The organism is Methanolinea mesophila, assembly GCF_017873855.1.
Taxonomy (GTDB): domain Archaea; phylum Halobacteriota; class Methanomicrobia; order Methanomicrobiales; family Methanospirillaceae; genus Methanolinea_B; species Methanolinea_B mesophila.
On sequence record NZ_JAGGKR010000001.1, the window covers coordinates 225,566 to 242,676 of the forward strand.

The 17,111-nt window shown below is 62.6% G+C and carries 13 protein-coding genes; 5 read left to right on the top strand and 8 right to left on the bottom strand.

Annotated features, from left to right (window positions below; genetic code table 11):
- Positions 1-59: 59 nt before the first annotated feature.
- The 3 genes from J2741_RS01085 to J2741_RS01095 are packed head-to-tail and all read right to left on the bottom strand — an operon-like array spanning position 60 to position 2,531.
- Complete coding sequence (locus tag J2741_RS01085) at positions 60-623, bottom strand: DUF447 domain-containing protein (protein WP_245249331.1); 564 nt, start codon at positions 621-623, stop codon at positions 60-62.
- Positions 605-1,411 carry a triphosphoribosyl-dephospho-CoA synthase gene (locus tag J2741_RS01090; RefSeq protein ID WP_245249332.1) on the bottom strand — a complete coding sequence of 269 codons (807 nt, stop codon included), beginning with the start codon at positions 1,409-1,411 and terminating at the stop codon, positions 605-607. Before J2741_RS01090 ends, J2741_RS01085 begins: the two co-directional genes overlap by 19 nt.
- Complete coding sequence (locus tag J2741_RS01095; protein WP_209675391.1) at positions 1,398-2,531, bottom strand: methanogenesis marker 9 domain-containing protein; 1,134 nt, start codon at positions 2,529-2,531, stop codon at positions 1,398-1,400. Before J2741_RS01095 ends, J2741_RS01090 begins: the two co-directional genes overlap by 14 nt.
- A 392-nt stretch (positions 2,532-2,923) precedes the next feature.
- On the opposite strand from J2741_RS01095, the gene cfbA reads away from it, so the two are divergent.
- From cfbA to cfbB, 4 genes are all read left to right on the top strand, one after another.
- Positions 2,924-3,325 (top strand): sirohydrochlorin nickelochelatase, encoded by a 402-nt coding sequence (gene cfbA, locus J2741_RS01100; RefSeq protein WP_209673215.1) that lies wholly within the window; start codon positions 2,924-2,926, stop codon positions 3,323-3,325.
- A 7-nt stretch (positions 3,326-3,332) separates the two neighbouring features.
- Positions 3,333-4,556, top strand: coding sequence for a coenzyme F430 synthase (gene cfbE / locus J2741_RS01105; protein WP_209673216.1), 1,224 nt, complete (start codon positions 3,333-3,335; stop codon positions 4,554-4,556).
- A gap of 4 nt (positions 4,557-4,560) precedes the next feature.
- On the top strand, positions 4,561-5,625 hold the full coding sequence (gene cfbD / locus J2741_RS01110) for a Ni-sirohydrochlorin a,c-diamide reductive cyclase catalytic subunit (RefSeq protein WP_209673217.1): 1,065 nt from the start codon (positions 4,561-4,563) through the stop codon (positions 5,623-5,625).
- Between the two features lie 85 nt (positions 5,626-5,710).
- Entirely contained in the window at positions 5,711-7,096 is a 1,386-nt protein-coding gene (gene cfbB, locus J2741_RS01115) for a Ni-sirohydrochlorin a,c-diamide synthase (RefSeq protein WP_209673218.1), read from the top strand.
- A 358-nt stretch (positions 7,097-7,454) separates the two neighbouring features.
- Here cfbB and J2741_RS01120 read toward each other — a convergent pair whose 3' ends face one another.
- On the bottom strand, positions 7,455-8,015 hold the full coding sequence (locus tag J2741_RS01120) for a hypothetical protein (protein WP_209673219.1): 561 nt from the start codon (positions 8,013-8,015) through the stop codon (positions 7,455-7,457).
- A gap of 128 nt (positions 8,016-8,143) precedes the next feature.
- On the opposite strand from J2741_RS01120, the gene J2741_RS01125 reads away from it, so the two are divergent.
- Positions 8,144-8,665, top strand: coding sequence for a flavodoxin family protein (locus J2741_RS01125; RefSeq protein WP_209673220.1), 522 nt, complete (start codon positions 8,144-8,146; stop codon positions 8,663-8,665).
- A gap of 255 nt (positions 8,666-8,920) precedes the next feature.
- Here the strand turns inward: J2741_RS01125 and J2741_RS01130 are convergent, their stop codons facing one another.
- The 4 genes from J2741_RS01130 to katG all read right to left on the bottom strand — a co-directional run bounded on the left by J2741_RS01130 (position 8,921) and on the right by katG (position 16,964).
- On the bottom strand, positions 8,921-10,144 hold the full coding sequence (locus J2741_RS01130) for a M23 family metallopeptidase (protein WP_209673221.1): 1,224 nt from the start codon (positions 10,142-10,144) through the stop codon (positions 8,921-8,923).
- Between the two features lie 325 nt (positions 10,145-10,469).
- Entirely contained in the window at positions 10,470-11,633 is a 1,164-nt protein-coding gene (locus J2741_RS01135; protein WP_209673222.1) for a M23 family metallopeptidase, read from the bottom strand.
- A gap of 134 nt (positions 11,634-11,767) precedes the next feature.
- Positions 11,768-14,344 carry a calcium-translocating P-type ATPase, PMCA-type gene (locus J2741_RS01140; protein ID WP_209673223.1) on the bottom strand — a complete coding sequence of 859 codons (2,577 nt, stop codon included), beginning with the start codon at positions 14,342-14,344 and terminating at the stop codon, positions 11,768-11,770.
- Positions 14,345-14,765: 421 nt separating this feature from the next.
- The gene (katG, locus tag J2741_RS01145) at positions 14,766-16,964 is read right to left on the bottom strand and encodes a catalase/peroxidase HPI (protein ID WP_209673224.1); all 2,199 of its coding nucleotides are present in this window, start codon (positions 16,962-16,964) and stop codon (positions 14,766-14,768) included.
- Between the last annotated feature and the right edge of the window lie 147 nt (positions 16,965-17,111).

Genomic DNA, 17,111 nt, shown 5'->3' on the forward strand with positions numbered 1-17,111 from the left:
CGCGGAGCGGGGTGGGAATCGGGTACTTTCCTATACCTTACACCAGCCCCGCCGGCCTGTCAGAACCCGATATACGAATAGAGCAGGTTGAGCGCCTCGACGTCCCGCGGTGAGCCGCAGCGGTGCACCAGCCGGGCATGGTGCCGGATCAGGTCCGCGAGCGCCGGGTCCTTATTCCGAATGTACCGGGTGGCATGCACGGTCGCCTCGATGACGCCGTTGAACCCCCTGTTCACCGGGTGCATATGCCAGGAGCGGACCTCTTCCTTGAGGGGGGTGAGTCTGACCACGATCGTCTCCGGGGTCGAGCGTTCGACCTCGGCCTTGAAGCCTGCCCAGGCCTCCGCCCCCGCAAGACGCTGCATCGTGAGGCCCTGGACCTGCTCAGGAACCAGGTCGCCGGGTTCGAGGTCGTCGAATGCGGTCCGGACGTAGAGCAGCGGGTCGAAGACCAGGTTCGCCATGACCCATCCGTGCGCCTCGATGCGGGCCGCGGTATGGCTCTCCCGGTAGACCACCATGCCGTACCTCCCGTTCCGGAAGATGATCCCCATGGGTGCGGCATTGTCCCGGGTGGTCGCGATAACCTCGTTAATCCCTTCTTTTAGCAGTCCCACTCCCATCCTTCTCCCAGTGCGATATAGATAGAAGCGATGATAATGTCTGCGATGGAGCCCGGGTTGATCCCTTTCCCGATCAGCTCCTCGTCGAGGTCGTAAATGTCCCGGAGCCCGGACCTCACCTCGAGGGCGTGCTCCATGGTCCGGACCGCCACGGCTTCCCCGTGTTTCTTGACGATGAACGTGTCGGGCTCGGTGGCGAGGAGGAAGAGGAAAGTCTCGACCACCGCCTCCTGCCCGCATCCGAACTGCTTGAGGAGGTCCGCCGCTTTCCTCGTGAGGTGGAACCCGTTCACCCATTCCCGGGCGACCATGTCCCGGGGGGCGGAGTGGAGCATGACGTCGTAGAGCGTGAGTTCCCTCTTTTTGAGCTCGTCGATCGCCCCCGGGTCGTTGATGTCGAGCTCGTCCCCGGGGTTGACACGGACGCTCGTCTCCTGGAACGCCCGGTAGAACTCCACCGCGTCCTCGACCGTGGTCGTCGCCACCAGCCGCCTCGCCCCCTCTATCCCGTCGCCCATTATCAGGGGGACGAGGAGGAGGAATGCCCCGAAGTGAGTGTTTCCACCCCTGTGGGTGTTGGTGAGGGCGACTGCACGATGGATGATCTCCCCCGGGCCGGCGGCCTTCTCCGCCGCCATCTCCAGGGCGGGGCGGGCGAGGATAGTGGAGGCGAGGAAATGCTCGAGCCGGGTGTCGTCGTAATCGTGGCACCGGTCCACGTTCCCGGGTTTCGGGAATGCGCAGACCTCGAGCATCATGGCCATCTGGGCCCGTTCAACAGGTGTCATTCCGTGCTTTTTCATAAAACAGGTGCTGGAGTATCTTATCGGCGAGGATATGTTTCTGCCGCATGTACTCCCGGTTGTCGATCCCCACCTGCCGGATGGTCATCTCCCGGAACATGCAGGGCGAGGAGTCTTTGCAGCACCAGGCGAGGCTCCCGAAGCAGGTGTGTTTGCCTTCGCTCAGGGGAGTCTCCACCACCGCGTGCTGCTTGAAGGCCATGTACTCGTCCCGGGTCATCCCGATCTTGTCGAGGGTGGGGATCAGGGGGCAGCTCTTCACCGGCATGCAGCAGAAGGCGAGGGAGCGGATGTCCCCTCCCCGGCAGAGCTGCTTCGGGGAGTTGTACCACCCGTGCTCGTCGGCATAACGAGTGATCGCCGCGTCGAGCCCGGCGAGGGTACGCTCGTCCGAGTGGCGGGCGAGAGAGACCAGGTCCGCCCCGTGGGAGAACATGTCCTTCATCTTCTCGAAGGTGTTGACGGAGTTGTTCGCGATCAGGACCAGGGGGCACGCGTTTCGCAGCTGGCGGACCTTCTGGTACCCGAAGTCCATGAGGTCGGCGTGGAGGATGTCCGCTCCCGCGGTCCAGATCTTCTTCGCGAGCTGGCGGTCGTCGCCCGCAACGCCGGTCCTGATCTTCACCGAGACCGTCACGTCCTGTGCCTTGAGTGCGGCGATGATCTCCGCGAGCCTCTGCTGGTTGTGGAGGAGGGCCTCTCCGCACCCGGCGTCTATCATGGGTTGCTGCCGGCAGTGGGCGTCGATCTCGTAGATGACCGAGTCCCCGAGGGCTTCTGCGACGGCAGCGTAGGCCGCAGGGGTGCTCCCCCGGAGGTTCAACCCGAGGACCACGTCGCTCTCCTTCATCTTCTCCATCTGCGAGGCGAGCTCTTCCACGGGGTCCTCGTAGGAAAACTCGGCCCTCCCCGCACGGGCCATCTCCCGGCTCGCCTCCATGGTCGGTGCGTCGATGGAATACCCGCCGATAAAGGCGACCCCCACGTGGTCCGCCCGTGCGAGCACATAGTCGGCGTTCACGACACCTGCCATGGATGCGATGGCCACCGGAGTCCTTACCACCCGGTCATTGAGCACCAGGCCGAACCGCTGGAAGTGTCGCATTGAGTCCATTTAAAAAACACACCCTCCGAATCCTAGAGAAATTGCTTATAACATTCGACGTATGGGCATATAAACAAATGGATACTTTTGACCCGATAGACCCCCTCGCACCCGACGGTCCGGGGTGGCTGCGAACCCGGATTCGGCCCCAGAATTCAGGTCTGGCCGAAAATTAGCAGGTACAATAGTATTCGTTAACCGCGCGCAGAAAGCGGCACGATCCGGTCCGGGGGTCCCCGGGGTATCCGCCGGTCCGGGACCGGGACCGGATCGGATCCTGCATCGCGGAGAGCGCCCGGGTTTTGGTGAAATATGAGAAATTTCCGGTGATTTCCACCCCGGCGGAAAAATTTAGTAGAATTTTTATCAGTTCCGGTAATACATTGTACAATATGAGTAAGAAGGGCTTGTTACTAGTCGGTCACGGAAGCAAACTCCCCTATAACAAGGAGCTTGTGGAATCGACCGCCCGGATCATCGCCGATGCAAATCCCAGTTTTATGGTGAAATGCGGGTTCATGAACATGAACTCCCCGAGCATCGGGGAGAGCCTCGGCGAGTTCAAGGGCGAGGACATCGACGCCCTCGTGGTGGTACCTCTTTTCCTGGCCAAGGGCGTGCATATCCTGAAGGATATCCCCGAGATCCTCGGCCTGCCCGAGGGGACCACCCACGGTTCGTTCATAAAGAACGGCAGCACCATCCCGCTGGTCTACGCGGACCCCATCGGAAGCGACCCCCTTCTTGCCGAACTCATGGTAAAGAACGCCAAGAAGGCGCTCTCGTCGCTCTGACGCCGGTATGAGGGTCCTGGTCCTCGACAGTATCCACGGCGGTCTGGTGATCGCCCGGTCCCTCGAAGACCGGGGGCACCGGGTGGAGACGCTCGACGTGTACCGGGGCGACCCTGCGGAGAACTCCGCGGTCGCGTCGCGGGGGGGCTGGGACCTTCTGGTCGCCCCAGTGCACCTGGACCCGTCCCACCCTCTTTTACGGGAACTTAAGGTCCCGTGTATCACCCACCACCAGGCGGTGCGCTGGATCCTCGGGGACCACCCGGTCTCCCCTTTCGTCGAGATCACCGGCGCCCGGGGCAAGACCACCACGGCGTTCGCCCTCGCGTCCCTGATGCACGGAGAGGGTATACTCCACTCCACGGGAGGGACGGTGCGCTTCCCGGAAGGGATCCGTACAGGGAAGACGAGCATCACGCCGGCCTCCTTAATCGGGCCCGCGATGGAGGCGTCCCGGGAAAGACGCTGGATGATCGGGGAGGTATCGCTCGGGTTCACCGGGGCGGGAGACCTCGGTATCCTCACCTCCCCGGAGGATTACGTGTTCGCCGGGGGCTGGAAGCACGCCATCGAAGAGAAACTTCGGTCCGCAATGCAGATGCGGGAACTTGTCCTCGCACCGGGTATACCCCCGCTCCCGGGCGCCCACATGGCAGACGAGCTGGCGACCTGCGGCGGTGATACGTGCCGTTACCGGTACGGGGATATCAGGGGCACGTTCGAGAACCCGCTTCTCCGCACCGGGGCATACCGGGAGCCGCTCATGCTTGCGGCGGCGGCCGCGATGATCTTCGATATCGACCCGGCGCCGCTCGCGGGGTTCGCACCGCTCGCGGGGCGGCTCTCGGTCAGGAAGGCCGGCGGGTCGCTCGTGGTGGACAACGCGAACAGCGGGGCCTGCGCCCGGACGGCCATCGACGCCGCGGAGTACGCCCGGTCCCTCACCGGGGACGACCCCCTGGTGCTGGTGATCGGGCAGGCGGAGCACGCGGTCTGCGAGGGGTTCCCCCCGGTGGAAGTGGGGCGGGCGGTCGACGCCGTCCGGCCCTCGGCACTGGTCCTGGTCGGGAACGACTATTCCGACCTGGCCGGGCAGGGGTGTTCCGGGTACCTCCGGGAGACCCCCGCGGTCCCGGTCCGGTACGCAGAGACACTGGAAGCGGCGGAGGCACTCGCCCGCACCCTTGTCCCGGGTGCGGCGGTGGTGCTCTCGGTCAAGACATGGAGATGACGAGATGAAGTACATGCAACCGCGGCCGAGCTCGATCGTTGCCGCACTCTACACCGCCCGGGACCTGGGGGTCGACGTGGCCATCCTCCACGGGCCGTCGGGCTGTTCGTTCAAGCACGCCCGGCTCCTCGAAGAGGACGGGCTCCGGGTGCTCACCACCTCGCTCGCGGACAACGAGTTCATATTCGGCGGGCAGCAGACCCTGGAGGACGTGCTCCGCTACGCCGAGGATAACTTCTCCCCCCGGAGGATGGCGGTGGTCGGGACCTGCGTCTCCATGATCATCGGGGAGGACCTCCAGTCGGCCATCGACGGCGCGGGGATCGCCACCCCGACCATTGCGGTCGATATCCACGCGGGATACCCGGAGAACATCGACGGGGTGATCGCCACGCTCGAACCGGCGGCGGAGGAGGGGTGGATCAGCGAAGACGAGCTCGACCGGCAGAAGTTCCTCCTTGCAAAGGCGAACGAGGTTGAGCGGCTCCGCGGTGCGGCCTGCAAGCCGTACATCGAGCCGTCCCGGGGAGACCTGAAACACGTCGCCGCCCGGAGGCTCCTCGACCTGGCGAGGGCAGGGAAGAAGGGCGTCGCCATTCTGAACGCGAAGAAGGAGACCGCGTACATGTTCGCCGACGCCCTGATCGCCCTCCACGACATGGCTCCCGGTGCGGACGTCACCTACGTGGCGAACCTCGAGAACCGGGGGCTCCCCAAGGTCCGGGCTGATGCGGCGAGGATCCGGGAGGAGATGGAGGCCCGGGGAGTCCCGGTCCGGCTGGAGGGGGCACTCGACGAGTACGGGGCGAACGGCGACCGGCTGGGTGAAGTGCTCAGGGAGATCGCGCCCGATTTCGCCCTGATCGTCGGCGTGCCCCACGCGATACCGGGGGAGTATACTGAAGGGATCGAGTGCTTCTCGATCACGAACGGCCCCCGGCAGGTGGAGCCGCTCCGGGATCTCGGCCACCGGCACGTGATGGTGGAGGTCGACCTCCACCCGAAGACGCTCGGAGTGCAGCAGGTCGTGGAGAGCGAGTTCGGCGCAGTGCTCCGGAGCCTCGCATGATAGCAGCCCGCGGAGCGGATTTACCCTTGCGAACACCTCGCTCACGGCCGGAATCGCTCGCCGCCCGATATCCGGGGGTCCTCGCATGAAAGCCCTGATGGTCGCCGGGGACCGGTCCGGGAGTGGGAAGACGAGCATCAGCCTCGCCATCGCCGCCCTGCTCTCCTCGCGGTTCACCGTCCAGACCTTCAAGGTGGGGATGGACTACATCGACCCTTCCTACCTCACCGGGGTGACCGGGAGGCCGTGCCGGAACCTGGACACCTTCGTGATGTCCCCGGACGAACTCCGCCAAATCTTTTTCCACGGCTGCACCGGTGCGGACCTCGCCCTGGTCGAGGGCGTGCGGGGGCTCTTCGAGGGGGCCGAGGCGCTGGGGGACCCGGGGAGCTCGGCCGACGTGGCCAAGGCGCTCGACCTCCCCGTGGTCCTGGTGATCAACGCCCGGAGCATCACCCGGAGCGCCGCCGCCATCGTGAAGGGCTTCCAGGCGATGGACCCGCAGATCAGGATCGCGGGGGTGATCCTCAACAACGTGACCGGGCCGAAGCACCGGGACAAGGCCGTCGCCGCGGTGGAGCACTACTGCGGAATCCCGGTCATCGGCGCCATCCCCCGGAAGCAGGAGATGGAGCTCGCCATGCGCCACCTTGGGCTGGTCCCCTACCTCGAGGGGAAGACCGACCGGGAGTTCGACCAGCGGATCTCCACCGTGACCGGGGTGATCGGCGAACACCTGGACCTCGACCGGCTCCTCACCCTGGCCCGGGACTGCCCGGCGACGCTCCCCCCGGCGCCCCTGTTCGCCCCGGCCGCTTCGATGGACCTCTCCATCGGGGTGGCGCTCGACGAGGCGTTCAACTTCTACTACGGGGACCTCTTCGACATCCTCGCCACGTACGGGGCGAAGGCGGTCCCCTTCAGCCCGATCCACGACCGGCTCCCGGAAGTCGACGGGGTGATCATCGGGGGAGGGTACCCCGAGCTCTTCCTCCCCGAACTGGAGGCGAACTCCGCCATGAGGGACGCGATCCGGGAAATGTCCCGGAACGGCACCCCGGTCTACGCCGAGTGCGGGGGGCTGATGTACCTCACCGACTCGGTCATCCTCCGCGAGGGGTGGCAGGGCTCCGAGGAGGAGCAGTCCTGCGGGATGTGCGGGGTCTTCCCCGGCGACACGGTGATGCCCGCCCGCCGGGTGGTCAGCTACGTGGAGGGCGAGAGCGTGAAGGAAAGCCCGCTTGGAGCGGCCCGGTTCCGGGGGCACGAGTTCCACTACTCGGACGTGCAGCTCCCCGCCGACACCCGGTTCGCCTACCGGCTCTCCCGGGGGATCGGGATCAAGGGGTCGATGGACGGGGCCTGGCGGGATAACACCGTCGGGAGCTACACCCACCTCCACCCGGTGAGCAGCCGGGAGATGTTTGCGCAGTTCCTGGACGGCTGCCGGGCGGAAAGAGGAAGAAGGTAATTCCCCCGGTTCTTTTTCCAGGATGCTCATGAAAGGGATTCCTTCCTTATCCACGGTTCTATTTCCAGGATGCTCATGAAAGGTTTTCTCCATTTTTCCCTGGTTCTTTTCCAGGATGACGAGAAAGAGATTGATCCATTTTTCCCTGGTTCTTTTCCAGGATGACGAGAAAGAGATTGATCCATTTTTCCCTGGTTCTTTTCCAGGATGACAAAAAGGGTTGATCCATTTTTCCCCGGTTCTTTTTCCAGGATGCTAAAAAAGGATACCTCCCATATCCATGGTTCTATTTCCAGAATACTCAGGAAAGGGATTCCTCCCTTACCCTCGGCTCTTCTTTCACTGGTGGACGGGAACGCTACGGTCTCTTCACGACCGCGGTGTCGTTATTTTCCCACGTGAGGTGGACTTCCCCGTATGCGAGAGCATTCCCTCCTCCGTGGTATCGTGTCGGTTCCCATACGGTGAGAAGGATGGTGACCGGTGGTTTCTCCTTCCCCATATCCTCCGGGGAATAGGTCCAGTAAATTGAGGGATCGGGGGTCTCGACGTACCCGTCGTGGGTCGTGACCTTCCCGTCGGTGGCATTCCACGAGACGAAATGTCCGTAGTCCGTCCCCCAGCTGTAGAACACGGGGATTGTTGCGTTATATCCGGCGTCGAGCCGGATCCCGACGGTGGACGACATGAGGGGGATATACCGGTCCGGGGTCGTCAGGATGGGGACGCTCCAGTCGTGCGGGTCTATGACCGGTCCGGCCTGGGTGACCGGGACGGTCCCGGGGGAGGGAACCGGGGTCCCGGGAGAGGTGAGCATATCCGTGGGCAGGGAGGGTCCTTCCGTACCCGGTATCGTGCACCCCGCAAGAAGGAGTGCCGAAACGATGATGAGGGAGAGTAAGATCGGCCGGAATCGCATGGTTGAAAGAGAATAGCGGGGCGGAATCATTAATTCTTCCGGAACGGTCGGAACCTTCGTTCTCCTTAAGGAAATGAACGGGAAAGTAGTAATCAGGGGTAAACAGAATAGGTGAAGGAAGGATTCTTATGGAAGATTCGGGGAACGATCAAAAAACCCTCAAATCGATCATCATCGTCTTCTCGTACCACCACCATAACACGGAGAAGATCGCCCGGGCCATCGCCGGGGTCCTCGGCGCACCGGTGAAGACCCCGCAGCAGGTCACGCCCGGAGAACTCGCGGAATACGACCTGGTCGGGTTCGGCTCGGGCGTTTACAGTGCGACGTTCGGCCGGCCGATCCTCGCCCTTGCCGACAGCCTCCCGCAGTCAGCAGGGAAGCGGGCGTTCCTCTTCTCGACCTACGGAGCCCCCGGCTTTGTCGCGAACCGGGAATTCATCGAGAAAAACCATGCCGAAATGCGCCGGAAGCTGGAGGTGAAAGGGTACCGGATGGTCGGCGGGTTCGGGTGCGCAGGCTGGAACACGAACAGTTTCCTGAAATATTTCGGGGGTCTGAACAAAGGCCGGCCGGATGAAAACGACCTGAAGAATGCGGGAGCATTCGCCCGGGAGATGAGGGAGAAGGCAGGGGCACAGGGCACCTAGAAGGGGAATACAGCCTGCCTGACCGACACTCCACGGGGAGATTCCGGACCGCTGATCCCCGGGGGAGGTTTCTCTGGCAATCGTGTTCACAGGGAAGATCCGGGGAACGCGGCGAAACGTAAATGAAAGGAAACGCCTTTGTTCGACGTGAAACAAATGGCTTTTTCACTGTTCGTTATGATTTCACCCCCCTTTTCGTCCTCCTTCGACTGAGTCGGGGCCGGGCCCGCGGAAGTGCCGCCACAAAAAAGGGGATTATGGGAACCTGACGATCATGTTGTTGTCCGGCAGCCGGTTCTCCTGAAGGACGGGGTGTTCAAGATACGTGACGAAACTGTCAAACTCCGACCATAACTGCAGTACGGAATACCCCGGTTCGGACATCCGTTCTTCGCCACGCGTCATATTAATCCCCCCGGTCGCGTCGAACGATCGGTACACATGGGGATACCCTTCGGCACCGAGGAACGACGGGGTGCCCGTGACGACCTGGAAGTGAAGGTGCGGGATGTCGGAGTTCCCGGAATTGCCGAGGAGCCCGATGACCTGTCCCTCCCTGACGATGTCGCCTTTCTTTACAAGGACCGACCCGTTGACCATATGGGCGTAACAGGCGTACTTGTCGTTCCCGAGATCGATGATGACGTAGTTACCCGCAATGGTGGGGATCGTGACCCCCAGCGGGGAGTAGATGGCGGGGGAATCGGGAAGACCGTCGACTGCATCCACCACGGTCCCGTTCGCAACCGCGTAGATCTCCTTCCCGAACCCGAAATATTCAAGGGCGAGGCTCACGTTGCCGGGAGCGACTTTGCCGGTCTCCGGGTCCAGATACACCCAGTCCTGCGCATAACGCTGGGGGACGCGGGTAGTGCCGTTCATCGTGATCTGGCCCTTGAAATGGTGGGTCTCCGGCGAGGTCGTTTCCATGGCCAGCCACCCCGGACCACGCATCGGGGAGCCGATGACCACCGGCGAAAGGTCCTTCCTCACGACTATGTCTCCGCCGGTGACGGTTTCCGGAGACTGGCCGTCAGCGGTCCGGTTCAGGGTGAGACGATGGGTGAGACGGTCCGGTACGGCGTCGGGGGCGACCCTGAACCAGATCGATACGCGGGGGACGGAGAGTTTCCCGGTTCCTTCCATGATCTCGGCCTGCGTGGGGGGCGGGACAGATGCCGGGTGGTACAGGTCTGCAAGAAGTTCGCCTTCAAGAGTATAGATCACATTTCCCGTGGCCGGGTCGATGACCTCGACCTTCTCCGGCACGGGCGTGGTGCCGGTCGCCGGTTTCAGCACCAATTCGTAGGCAATGTTGACTCCGTCGTTACTGGCGACCGGTACCGGCGGAAACGGGACGGTGATGGTCACTGCGGGCATTTCTGCGGTCGTCGGCGGGACCGCGGGCTGTGTGCAGCCGGCGGCAAGGACCAGGGCGACTGCGATGACGATGAGAAGAAAGGAATGCGGGGGAGACATGGAAATAACATCAGATCCTTCGCGTATCAGGGAATAAATGGATATGTTTTTGAGATCCGGCCGGACCTGATAATCTCCCTCTCAAAGATCAGCGTTGTGGGCGATCTTTTCGCCCCTGCGGTAAGGAGAAACCTGTCTTTCGTTCAGACAGGGCCTCCTATCAGCCTGGAATTTAATATCTGATACATTTTCATTTTTTCCGCCACAATTTCGGGAGATCGTATTGGATCAGGGACCCGTTTTTCTTTGTTGGAGTTCCCGGCAGATGAGGGATTGCGGGATGAAATCCGCAGATCCCGCAGGAACTGGCTTAGGAAAAAAATAATCAGGGGAAACTGACGATCACGTCGTTTTCCATGAGCCGGTATTCCTGAGGGATCGGCTGATCAAAGATCGTGGCGGTCTCGTTGTCCTCGAAGATCGTTCCGGTGATATTGAACGAGCGGTACACGATCGGGTAGCCCTCGGCTCCGAGGACCACCGGGCTGCCGGTGATGACCTGGAAGTGCAGGTGCGGGACGTCGGAGTTGCCGGTGTTGCCCATGAGCCCGATCACCTGCCCCTCCGTAACGGTATCGCCCACCTTCACCCGGACCGACCCGTTCACCATGTGACCGTAGCAGGCGTACTTCTCGTCGCCGAGGTCGATGACCACGCCGTTCCCGAGCGCGGTAGCGATCGTCGCAGGGGGTTTCTCGGTCGTGATCTCGATGTCCGGGACACCGTTGCTGACATAGACGACAGTCCCGTTGTCCACTGCATAGAGTTCCTTTCCGAACCCGTAATAGTTCCGGGCGACCGTTTCGTCGCCGGAGGCTACCTGCCCTGTCGCCGGGTCCAGGTAGATGAAGTCCTGTGCGTACCGCTGCGGGACGCGGGTGACCCCGTTGATCGTGATCTGGGAGCCGGCGTGGTGCACGAGCGGGGAGGTCGTCTCGATGATGCCCCACCCATCCCCTCTCACGGGAGCGCCGACGACGACGGGCGACAGGTCCTTACGCACCGCGACATCACCGCCCGTGACGGTGAGCGGGGACAGGCCGTCCGCGGTGCGGTTCAGGGTGACCCGGTGCGTGAGCCGGTCCGGCACGGCGCCGGGGGCCACTTTGAACCAGAGGTTGATCCGCGGCAGGGACAGTTTCGCCGTCCCGTTCTGCATCTCGGCCGCCGTCGGCGGCGGGACAGCCGCCGGATGGAGCGTTGCGGAGAGCAGCGTGCCGTCCGCAGTGTAGAGGACCTCTCCCGTGGCCGGGTCGATGACCTCGACCTTCCGGGGCATGAACGTCATGTTCTCCGTCCCGGAGAACTCGAGTTCGTACGCGAGGTTGATGCCGTCCGTGCTCTCGACCGGGATCGGCGGGAACGGGACGGTCATGGTTATTGCAGGCGTTTCCGGTGCCGGGTGCTCCGGGGCAGGCTGGGTGCAGCCGGCGGCGAGGACCAGGAAGGCTGCGATGAAGAAAATGAGCAGGGTATGCCGTAGAGACATAGTAAGACATCAGGTGCTTCGCGTATCAGGGAATAAAGGAGTATGCTTTGAGATCCGGGGCGGAGGCCCCCAGCCCACGCAGGAGGCCGACTTGTCCGGGACCCGGGAATCCTGCAGGAAACCGGTTATTCACATCATCGGGCCTGGGAAGCGGGTTTTCCTGCGGTCCGCACGTACTTTTCACTCCAGGTTACCAGCGGCCAGATGAGGAGAACAGGAGCAGTGCTCAGGATAATGAACACCCACTGGGCTGCAGTGAGCGGAACCGTTGAGAACAGGGCCCCGCCGTACTGGACGATCAGGATCTGGATCGCCACGATCCCCGCCATGATCCCGAAAAATGCCGGATTTCCCTTGAAAAACGGGGGCATGATACCGTTGATCCCGCGGCAGTTGATCCCGTTCCAGACCTGAGCCACGACGAACGCCGCAAAGAATGCCGTGGCCTGCCGTTCCGGAGATTCCATAAATGGGAGGCCGAACACCACGGCCAGCATACCAACCACGATATAGACTGCTGCCGTGATCAGGATCGCTCTGATCATATACGGGGTGATCACCGGGTCGTCCCGCGGCACCGGCCGCCTGTTCATCAGTGCAGGATGGGGTGCCTCGGAACAGAGGGCGAGGGCTGCCAGCGAGTCCATCACGATATTGATCCAGAGGAGCTGGATGATGGTGAACGGGGGTGGGTATCCGAGGACGGGTGCAAGAAACGATAACACTGCGGCCGATATGTTGATCGTCAGCTGGAAGATGAGGAACCTCTGGATGTTCTCATAGAGTGCCCTCCCCCACCAGACGGCATTCTTGATGGTCGGGAAGGAATCGTCGAGGAGGATGATGTCGCTCGCTTCCCTGGCGACCTCGGTCCCTGCAATTCCCATGGCAAGGCCGACGTCGGCGTGGCGGAGGGCCGGGGCATCGTTCGTACCGTCGCCGGTAACGGCAACCACCTCTCCTTCACCCTGCAGGGTCTTGACCAGGAGCAGTTTATCAGAGGGTTCCGACCGGGCCATGACCTCGAGCCGCCGGGCCGCTACGCCGCGTTCGTCCTCTGGCAATGCACGGAACTCGCTGCCGAGAAGGACAGTTCCCGAGGAAAGGATACCGGTCTCGCGTGCGATAGCCGTGGCCGTCTCAGGGCTGTCTCCCGTAACCATCTTCACTGTGATGCCTGCATCATGGCAGGTCCGGACGGCATCGGGGACATCAGGTCTCACCTCATCGCGGATTCCCACGTATCCGTCCCAGTTCAATGAAGGAGGTTCGGATCCATCGGGGAGGAGTTCGGCGTGGGCGAACGCAAGTGTGCGCATGGCACGGCCGGCGAGCGTACGGATGTGCGAGAGGTCCGGTGATGGCGTACACCGCGTTGCGACGATCTCGGGTGCTCCCTTGACCAGGAGAAATGACATGCCTTCGAGCCTGACGACCGTCGACATCTGTTTCCTGTTCGAATCAAAGAGTTCCTGGGTGACGGGATGGTGGAGCGAACGAAGCTCCTGATACGAGAGCCCTGCACGGTGAAGCCAGCGGAGAAGCGCCGCCTCGGTCGAATTTCCTACCGTCACGAGCCTGTCCTCGCGCGATTCGAGTTCCGCGGTGCTGTTCACCGCTGCATTGAGGGTGACCCAGCTGTTGGGCGACATGGGGATCCCCGCCTCTAATTCCGGATACTCGACCGATGAAGCGACCACGTCCATCTGGTTCATTGTCAGGGTGCCGGTCTTGTCGGTGCAGATCACCGTCACCGACCCCACTGTTTCGCAGGCGATCAGGCGACGCACGAGACTGGATGCCCGGGTCATCTTCCGCATGGTGAGCGCCAGGGAGACCGTGACACTGACCGGCAGGCCTTCCGGAACCGAGACAACGATGATGATCACGGCGAACATGAAACTTTCAAGGACATACTGGGCAATGGCGACCGGGCTTTCCAGGTATACCCCGGTAAATATCCCGTCGATCAGCAGGGTCGCGATGATCAGGCCTGCCATTATATAGCCGAATTTGCTGACGAGTTTTGCAAGCCGCCGGAGTTTCAGCTGCAACGGGGTCTCCGGGCGGGAACCTTCGGCAAGTTCCGCGGCAATCAGTCCCATACGGGTAGCATTTCCCGTTGCACCGACTATCATGCGCCCGCGGCCGGCAGTGACCAGGGTTCCTTTCAGGGCAACATCCTCGACCTTCCTGACCATGGGCTCGCTTTCTCCGGTGAACGCGGATTCATCCACCTCAAATCCCGACGCGGTGAGAAGATACCCGTCGGCCGGAACGACATCCCCTGCTTCCAGAATGACGAGATCCCCCACCACCAGGTCCCTCATGGGTACGGTGGCAGCCCGGCCGTCCCGGACCACCTTGATGCCGGTGTCCTCCCGCATGGCATTCAGGGCTTCGAACTCCCTGTTGCTCCGGTATTCGGTAACAAACGAGATGCCGGTCGCGAGGAGCACGGCAAGGAGAATCCCGATAGTGTCGATCAGGCTTCCTCCTTCGATAACCGAGACCATTGCCGAAATGAAAACGGCAACAAGGAGGATATGGATGATCGGATCGTTGAACTTCGAAAGGAATTGGCGCCACAACGGGGTACGCCGGGGCGGGGTAAGCTCGTTCTTCCCGTACCGCTCCCTCATGGCATTGACGGACTCGGAAGAGAGTCCGTGCACGCGGGCAGATTCAGGGAGGTCCCCGAGGGGGATCATTGGTTAAGGTATAGTTAGGGTAAGTTTTTGATGCTTTTCACCGCCGGCACCACGATCGGGCCCGGGGTGCGTATCCCGGTACACCGCGGTGTGCCAGGGACAAAGGGAGACCCTATGAGAGCCGGCACCCTGCAGACCAGGAGTATCCCCCTGCAGTCATATCCGGAAGAATGTTAAGTATTCACGCCCGGCGTCGGTAGTACGGACTGGCCTGAAAGAGATTCTGCCTCGTCATACCTATCTTGCCTTCGATGTGTCTACCGGGTGATAGATCAAATCGGCTCTTATTGCCTTCATCATCTCACACTCGGCATGGTCCTGAATTTCTTCGGTGGGAGGGGTGATGGATCCGGTGTGACGCGGGGGTGAGAACTCATGCCTCGTCAACCCGGTTCCTCATGGTTCGCGGCGTACCGCCCTGTCATCTGTGGAGGTCGAACCGGTCGAGGTTCATTATTTTGGTCCACGCCGCCACGAAGTCCTTCACAAACTTCGCCTTGGCGTCCGCACTTCCGTAGACCTCGGCGAGGGCCCGGAGCTGGGAGTTCGAACCGAAGACGAGGTCGACGCGGGTGCCGGTCCACTTTACTTGTCCCGTCCTGCGATCGCGCCCCTCAAACACATCGGCGTCGTTCGTGACCGGCTTCCACTCGGTGTACATGTCGAGCAGGTTCACGAAGAAGTCGTTGGTGAGGGTCCCCGGACGCGTGGTGAAGACCCCGTGGCGGGTGTGTCCGAAGTTCGTGTCCAGCACCCGCATCCCTCCGACCAGGACCGTCATCTCGGGAGCGGTCAGGGTCAGCAGTTGCGCTTTGTCGACCAGCAACGCTTCGGCCGGGACGGCGTAGCGGCGGGGGAGGTAGTTCCGGAATCCATCCGCTTTCGGCTCGAGGACGCTAAACGACGCCGCATCGGTCTGTTCCTGCGAGGCGTCCATGCGGCCCGGCGTGAAGGGGACCGTCACCGGGTGGCCGGCGTTCTTCGCGGCCTGTTCGACCCCCGCACACCCGGCCAGGACGATAAGGTCCGCGAGCGAGACCTTCTTCCCCCCGGACGCGGTGCGGTTGAACTCGTGCCGGATCCCTTCGAGGACCTTGAGCACCTTCGCGAGCTCCGCCGGCTGGTTGACCTCCCAGTCTTTCTGGGGGGCAAGGCGGATTCGCGCTCCGTTCGCGCCTCCGCGCCGGTCTGAGCCGCGGAAGGAGGACGCCGACGCCCAGGCGGTGGATACGAGCTGGGATACGGAAAGCCCTGATGCAAGGATCTTCTCCTTCAGGACGGCACAGTCATGTTCCCCGATCAACGCGTGATCGACCGCAGGGATGGGGTCCTGCCAGATGAGCGCTTCGGCGGGGACCTCCGGGCCGAGATAGCGGGAACGCGGGCCCATGTCGCGGTGGGTGAGCTTGAACCAGGCCCGTGCGAACGCGTCTGCGAACTCGTCCGGGTGCTCCATGAAACGCCGTGAAATCTTTTCATAGACCGGGTCGAACCGCAGGGAGAGGTCAGTGGTGAGCATAGAGGGTGCGTGACGCTTCGAGGGGTCGTGTGCATCCGGCACGGTGCCGGCCCCCGCATCGCCCTTCGGCTTCCACTGGTGGGCCCCGGCCGGACTCTCCGTCAGCTCCCATTCGTAGGCGAAAAGGGTCCGGAAGAAGTTGTTGCTCCACTGCGTGGGTGTGGGCGTCCAGGTGACCTCCAGGCCGCTGGTGATCGCATCGCCGCCTTTCCCGGTGCCGAAACTGCTCTTCCAGCCGAGGCCCTGCGCTTCGAGCGGGGCCGCCTCGGGCTCGGGTCCCACGTGCGACGCGGGGCCGGCGCCATGAGTCTTGCCGAAACTGTGCCCCCCGGCGATGAGCGCCACGGTCTCTTCGTCGTCCATTGCCATGCGGGCGAACGTCTCGCGGATATCTACGGCTGCCGCGACCGGGTCCGGGTTGCGGTTCGGACCTTCCGGGTTGACGTAGATCAACCCCATCTCCACGGCGGCGAGCGGGTTCTCGAGGTCCCGGTCCCCGGTGTACCGTTCGTCACCAAGCCAGGTGTGCTCTTTTCCCCAGTACACGTCATCCTGCGGTTCCCAGACGTCCTCGCGCCCGCCGCCGAAGCCGAACGTCCTGAACCCCATCGATTCCAGGGCGACGTTCCCGGAAAGGATCATGAGGTCGCCCCACGAGATCTTCCTGCCGTATTTCTGCTTGATCGGCCAGAGCAGCCGTCTCGCCTTGTCGAGGTTCGCGTTGTCAGGCCAGCTGTTGAGCGGCGCAAAGCGCTGGGTGCCGCGTCCTGCGCCCCCGCGACCGTCGCCCATGCGGTAGGTGCCGGCGCTGTGCCAGGCCATGCGGATGAGCAGCGGTCCGTAGTGGCCGAAGTCCGCCGGCCACCAGTCCTGCGAGGTGGTCATCAGTTCGCGGAGGTCCTTCTTCACCGCCGCGAAGTCGAGACTTTCGAACTCCCGGGCGTAGTCGAAGTCCTTCCCCATCGGGTTGCTCAACGAAGAGTTCTGGTGAAGGACCTTCAGGTTTAACTGGTTGGGCCACCAGTCACGGTTCGACATCGCCCTCCCCATCGCATGTTCATGAACCCCGCCCGTTTCCGGGCCCATCTTATTGTCAGTCATAGGTTCTCCTTCCTCTACGGTGATTCCCCTGTTGTATTCTTCCCCATAAATAGGATGTGGAGTGTCCGATCGGCACCGCCCGGGATCATGAGGAGGCCGGACGGGGAGAATGCTCTCCGCTCTCCGCGCCAGCCTCCGTTCCGGCGG

Coding starts and splice junctions, on each gene's coding strand:
- J2741_RS01085 (WP_245249331.1), bottom strand. CDS start 623: ATGGGAGTGGGACTGCTAAAAGAAGGGATTAACGAGGTTATCGCGACC.
- J2741_RS01135 (WP_209673222.1), bottom strand. CDS start 11,633: ATGTCTCTACGGCATACCCTGCTCATTTTCTTCATCGCAGCCTTCCTG.
- cfbD (WP_209673217.1), top strand. CDS start 4,561: ATGAAGTACATGCAACCGCGGCCGAGCTCGATCGTTGCCGCACTCTAC.
- cfbE (WP_209673216.1), top strand. CDS start 3,333: ATGAGGGTCCTGGTCCTCGACAGTATCCACGGCGGTCTGGTGATCGCC.
- J2741_RS01120 (WP_209673219.1), bottom strand. CDS start 8,015: ATGCGATTCCGGCCGATCTTACTCTCCCTCATCATCGTTTCGGCACTC.
- J2741_RS01130 (WP_209673221.1), bottom strand. CDS start 10,144: ATGTCTCCCCCGCATTCCTTTCTTCTCATCGTCATCGCAGTCGCCCTG.
- cfbA (WP_209673215.1), top strand. CDS start 2,924: ATGAGTAAGAAGGGCTTGTTACTAGTCGGTCACGGAAGCAAACTCCCC.
- cfbB (WP_209673218.1), top strand. CDS start 5,711: ATGAAAGCCCTGATGGTCGCCGGGGACCGGTCCGGGAGTGGGAAGACG.
- J2741_RS01125 (WP_209673220.1), top strand. CDS start 8,144: ATGGAAGATTCGGGGAACGATCAAAAAACCCTCAAATCGATCATCATC.
- katG (WP_209673224.1), bottom strand. CDS start 16,964: ATGACTGACAATAAGATGGGCCCGGAAACGGGCGGGGTTCATGAACAT.
- J2741_RS01095 (WP_209675391.1), bottom strand. CDS start 2,531: ATGCGACACTTCCAGCGGTTCGGCCTGGTGCTCAATGACCGGGTGGTA.
- J2741_RS01090 (WP_245249332.1), bottom strand. CDS start 1,411: ATGACACCTGTTGAACGGGCCCAGATGGCCATGATGCTCGAGGTCTGC.
- J2741_RS01140 (WP_209673223.1), bottom strand. CDS start 14,344: ATGATCCCCCTCGGGGACCTCCCTGAATCTGCCCGCGTGCACGGACTC.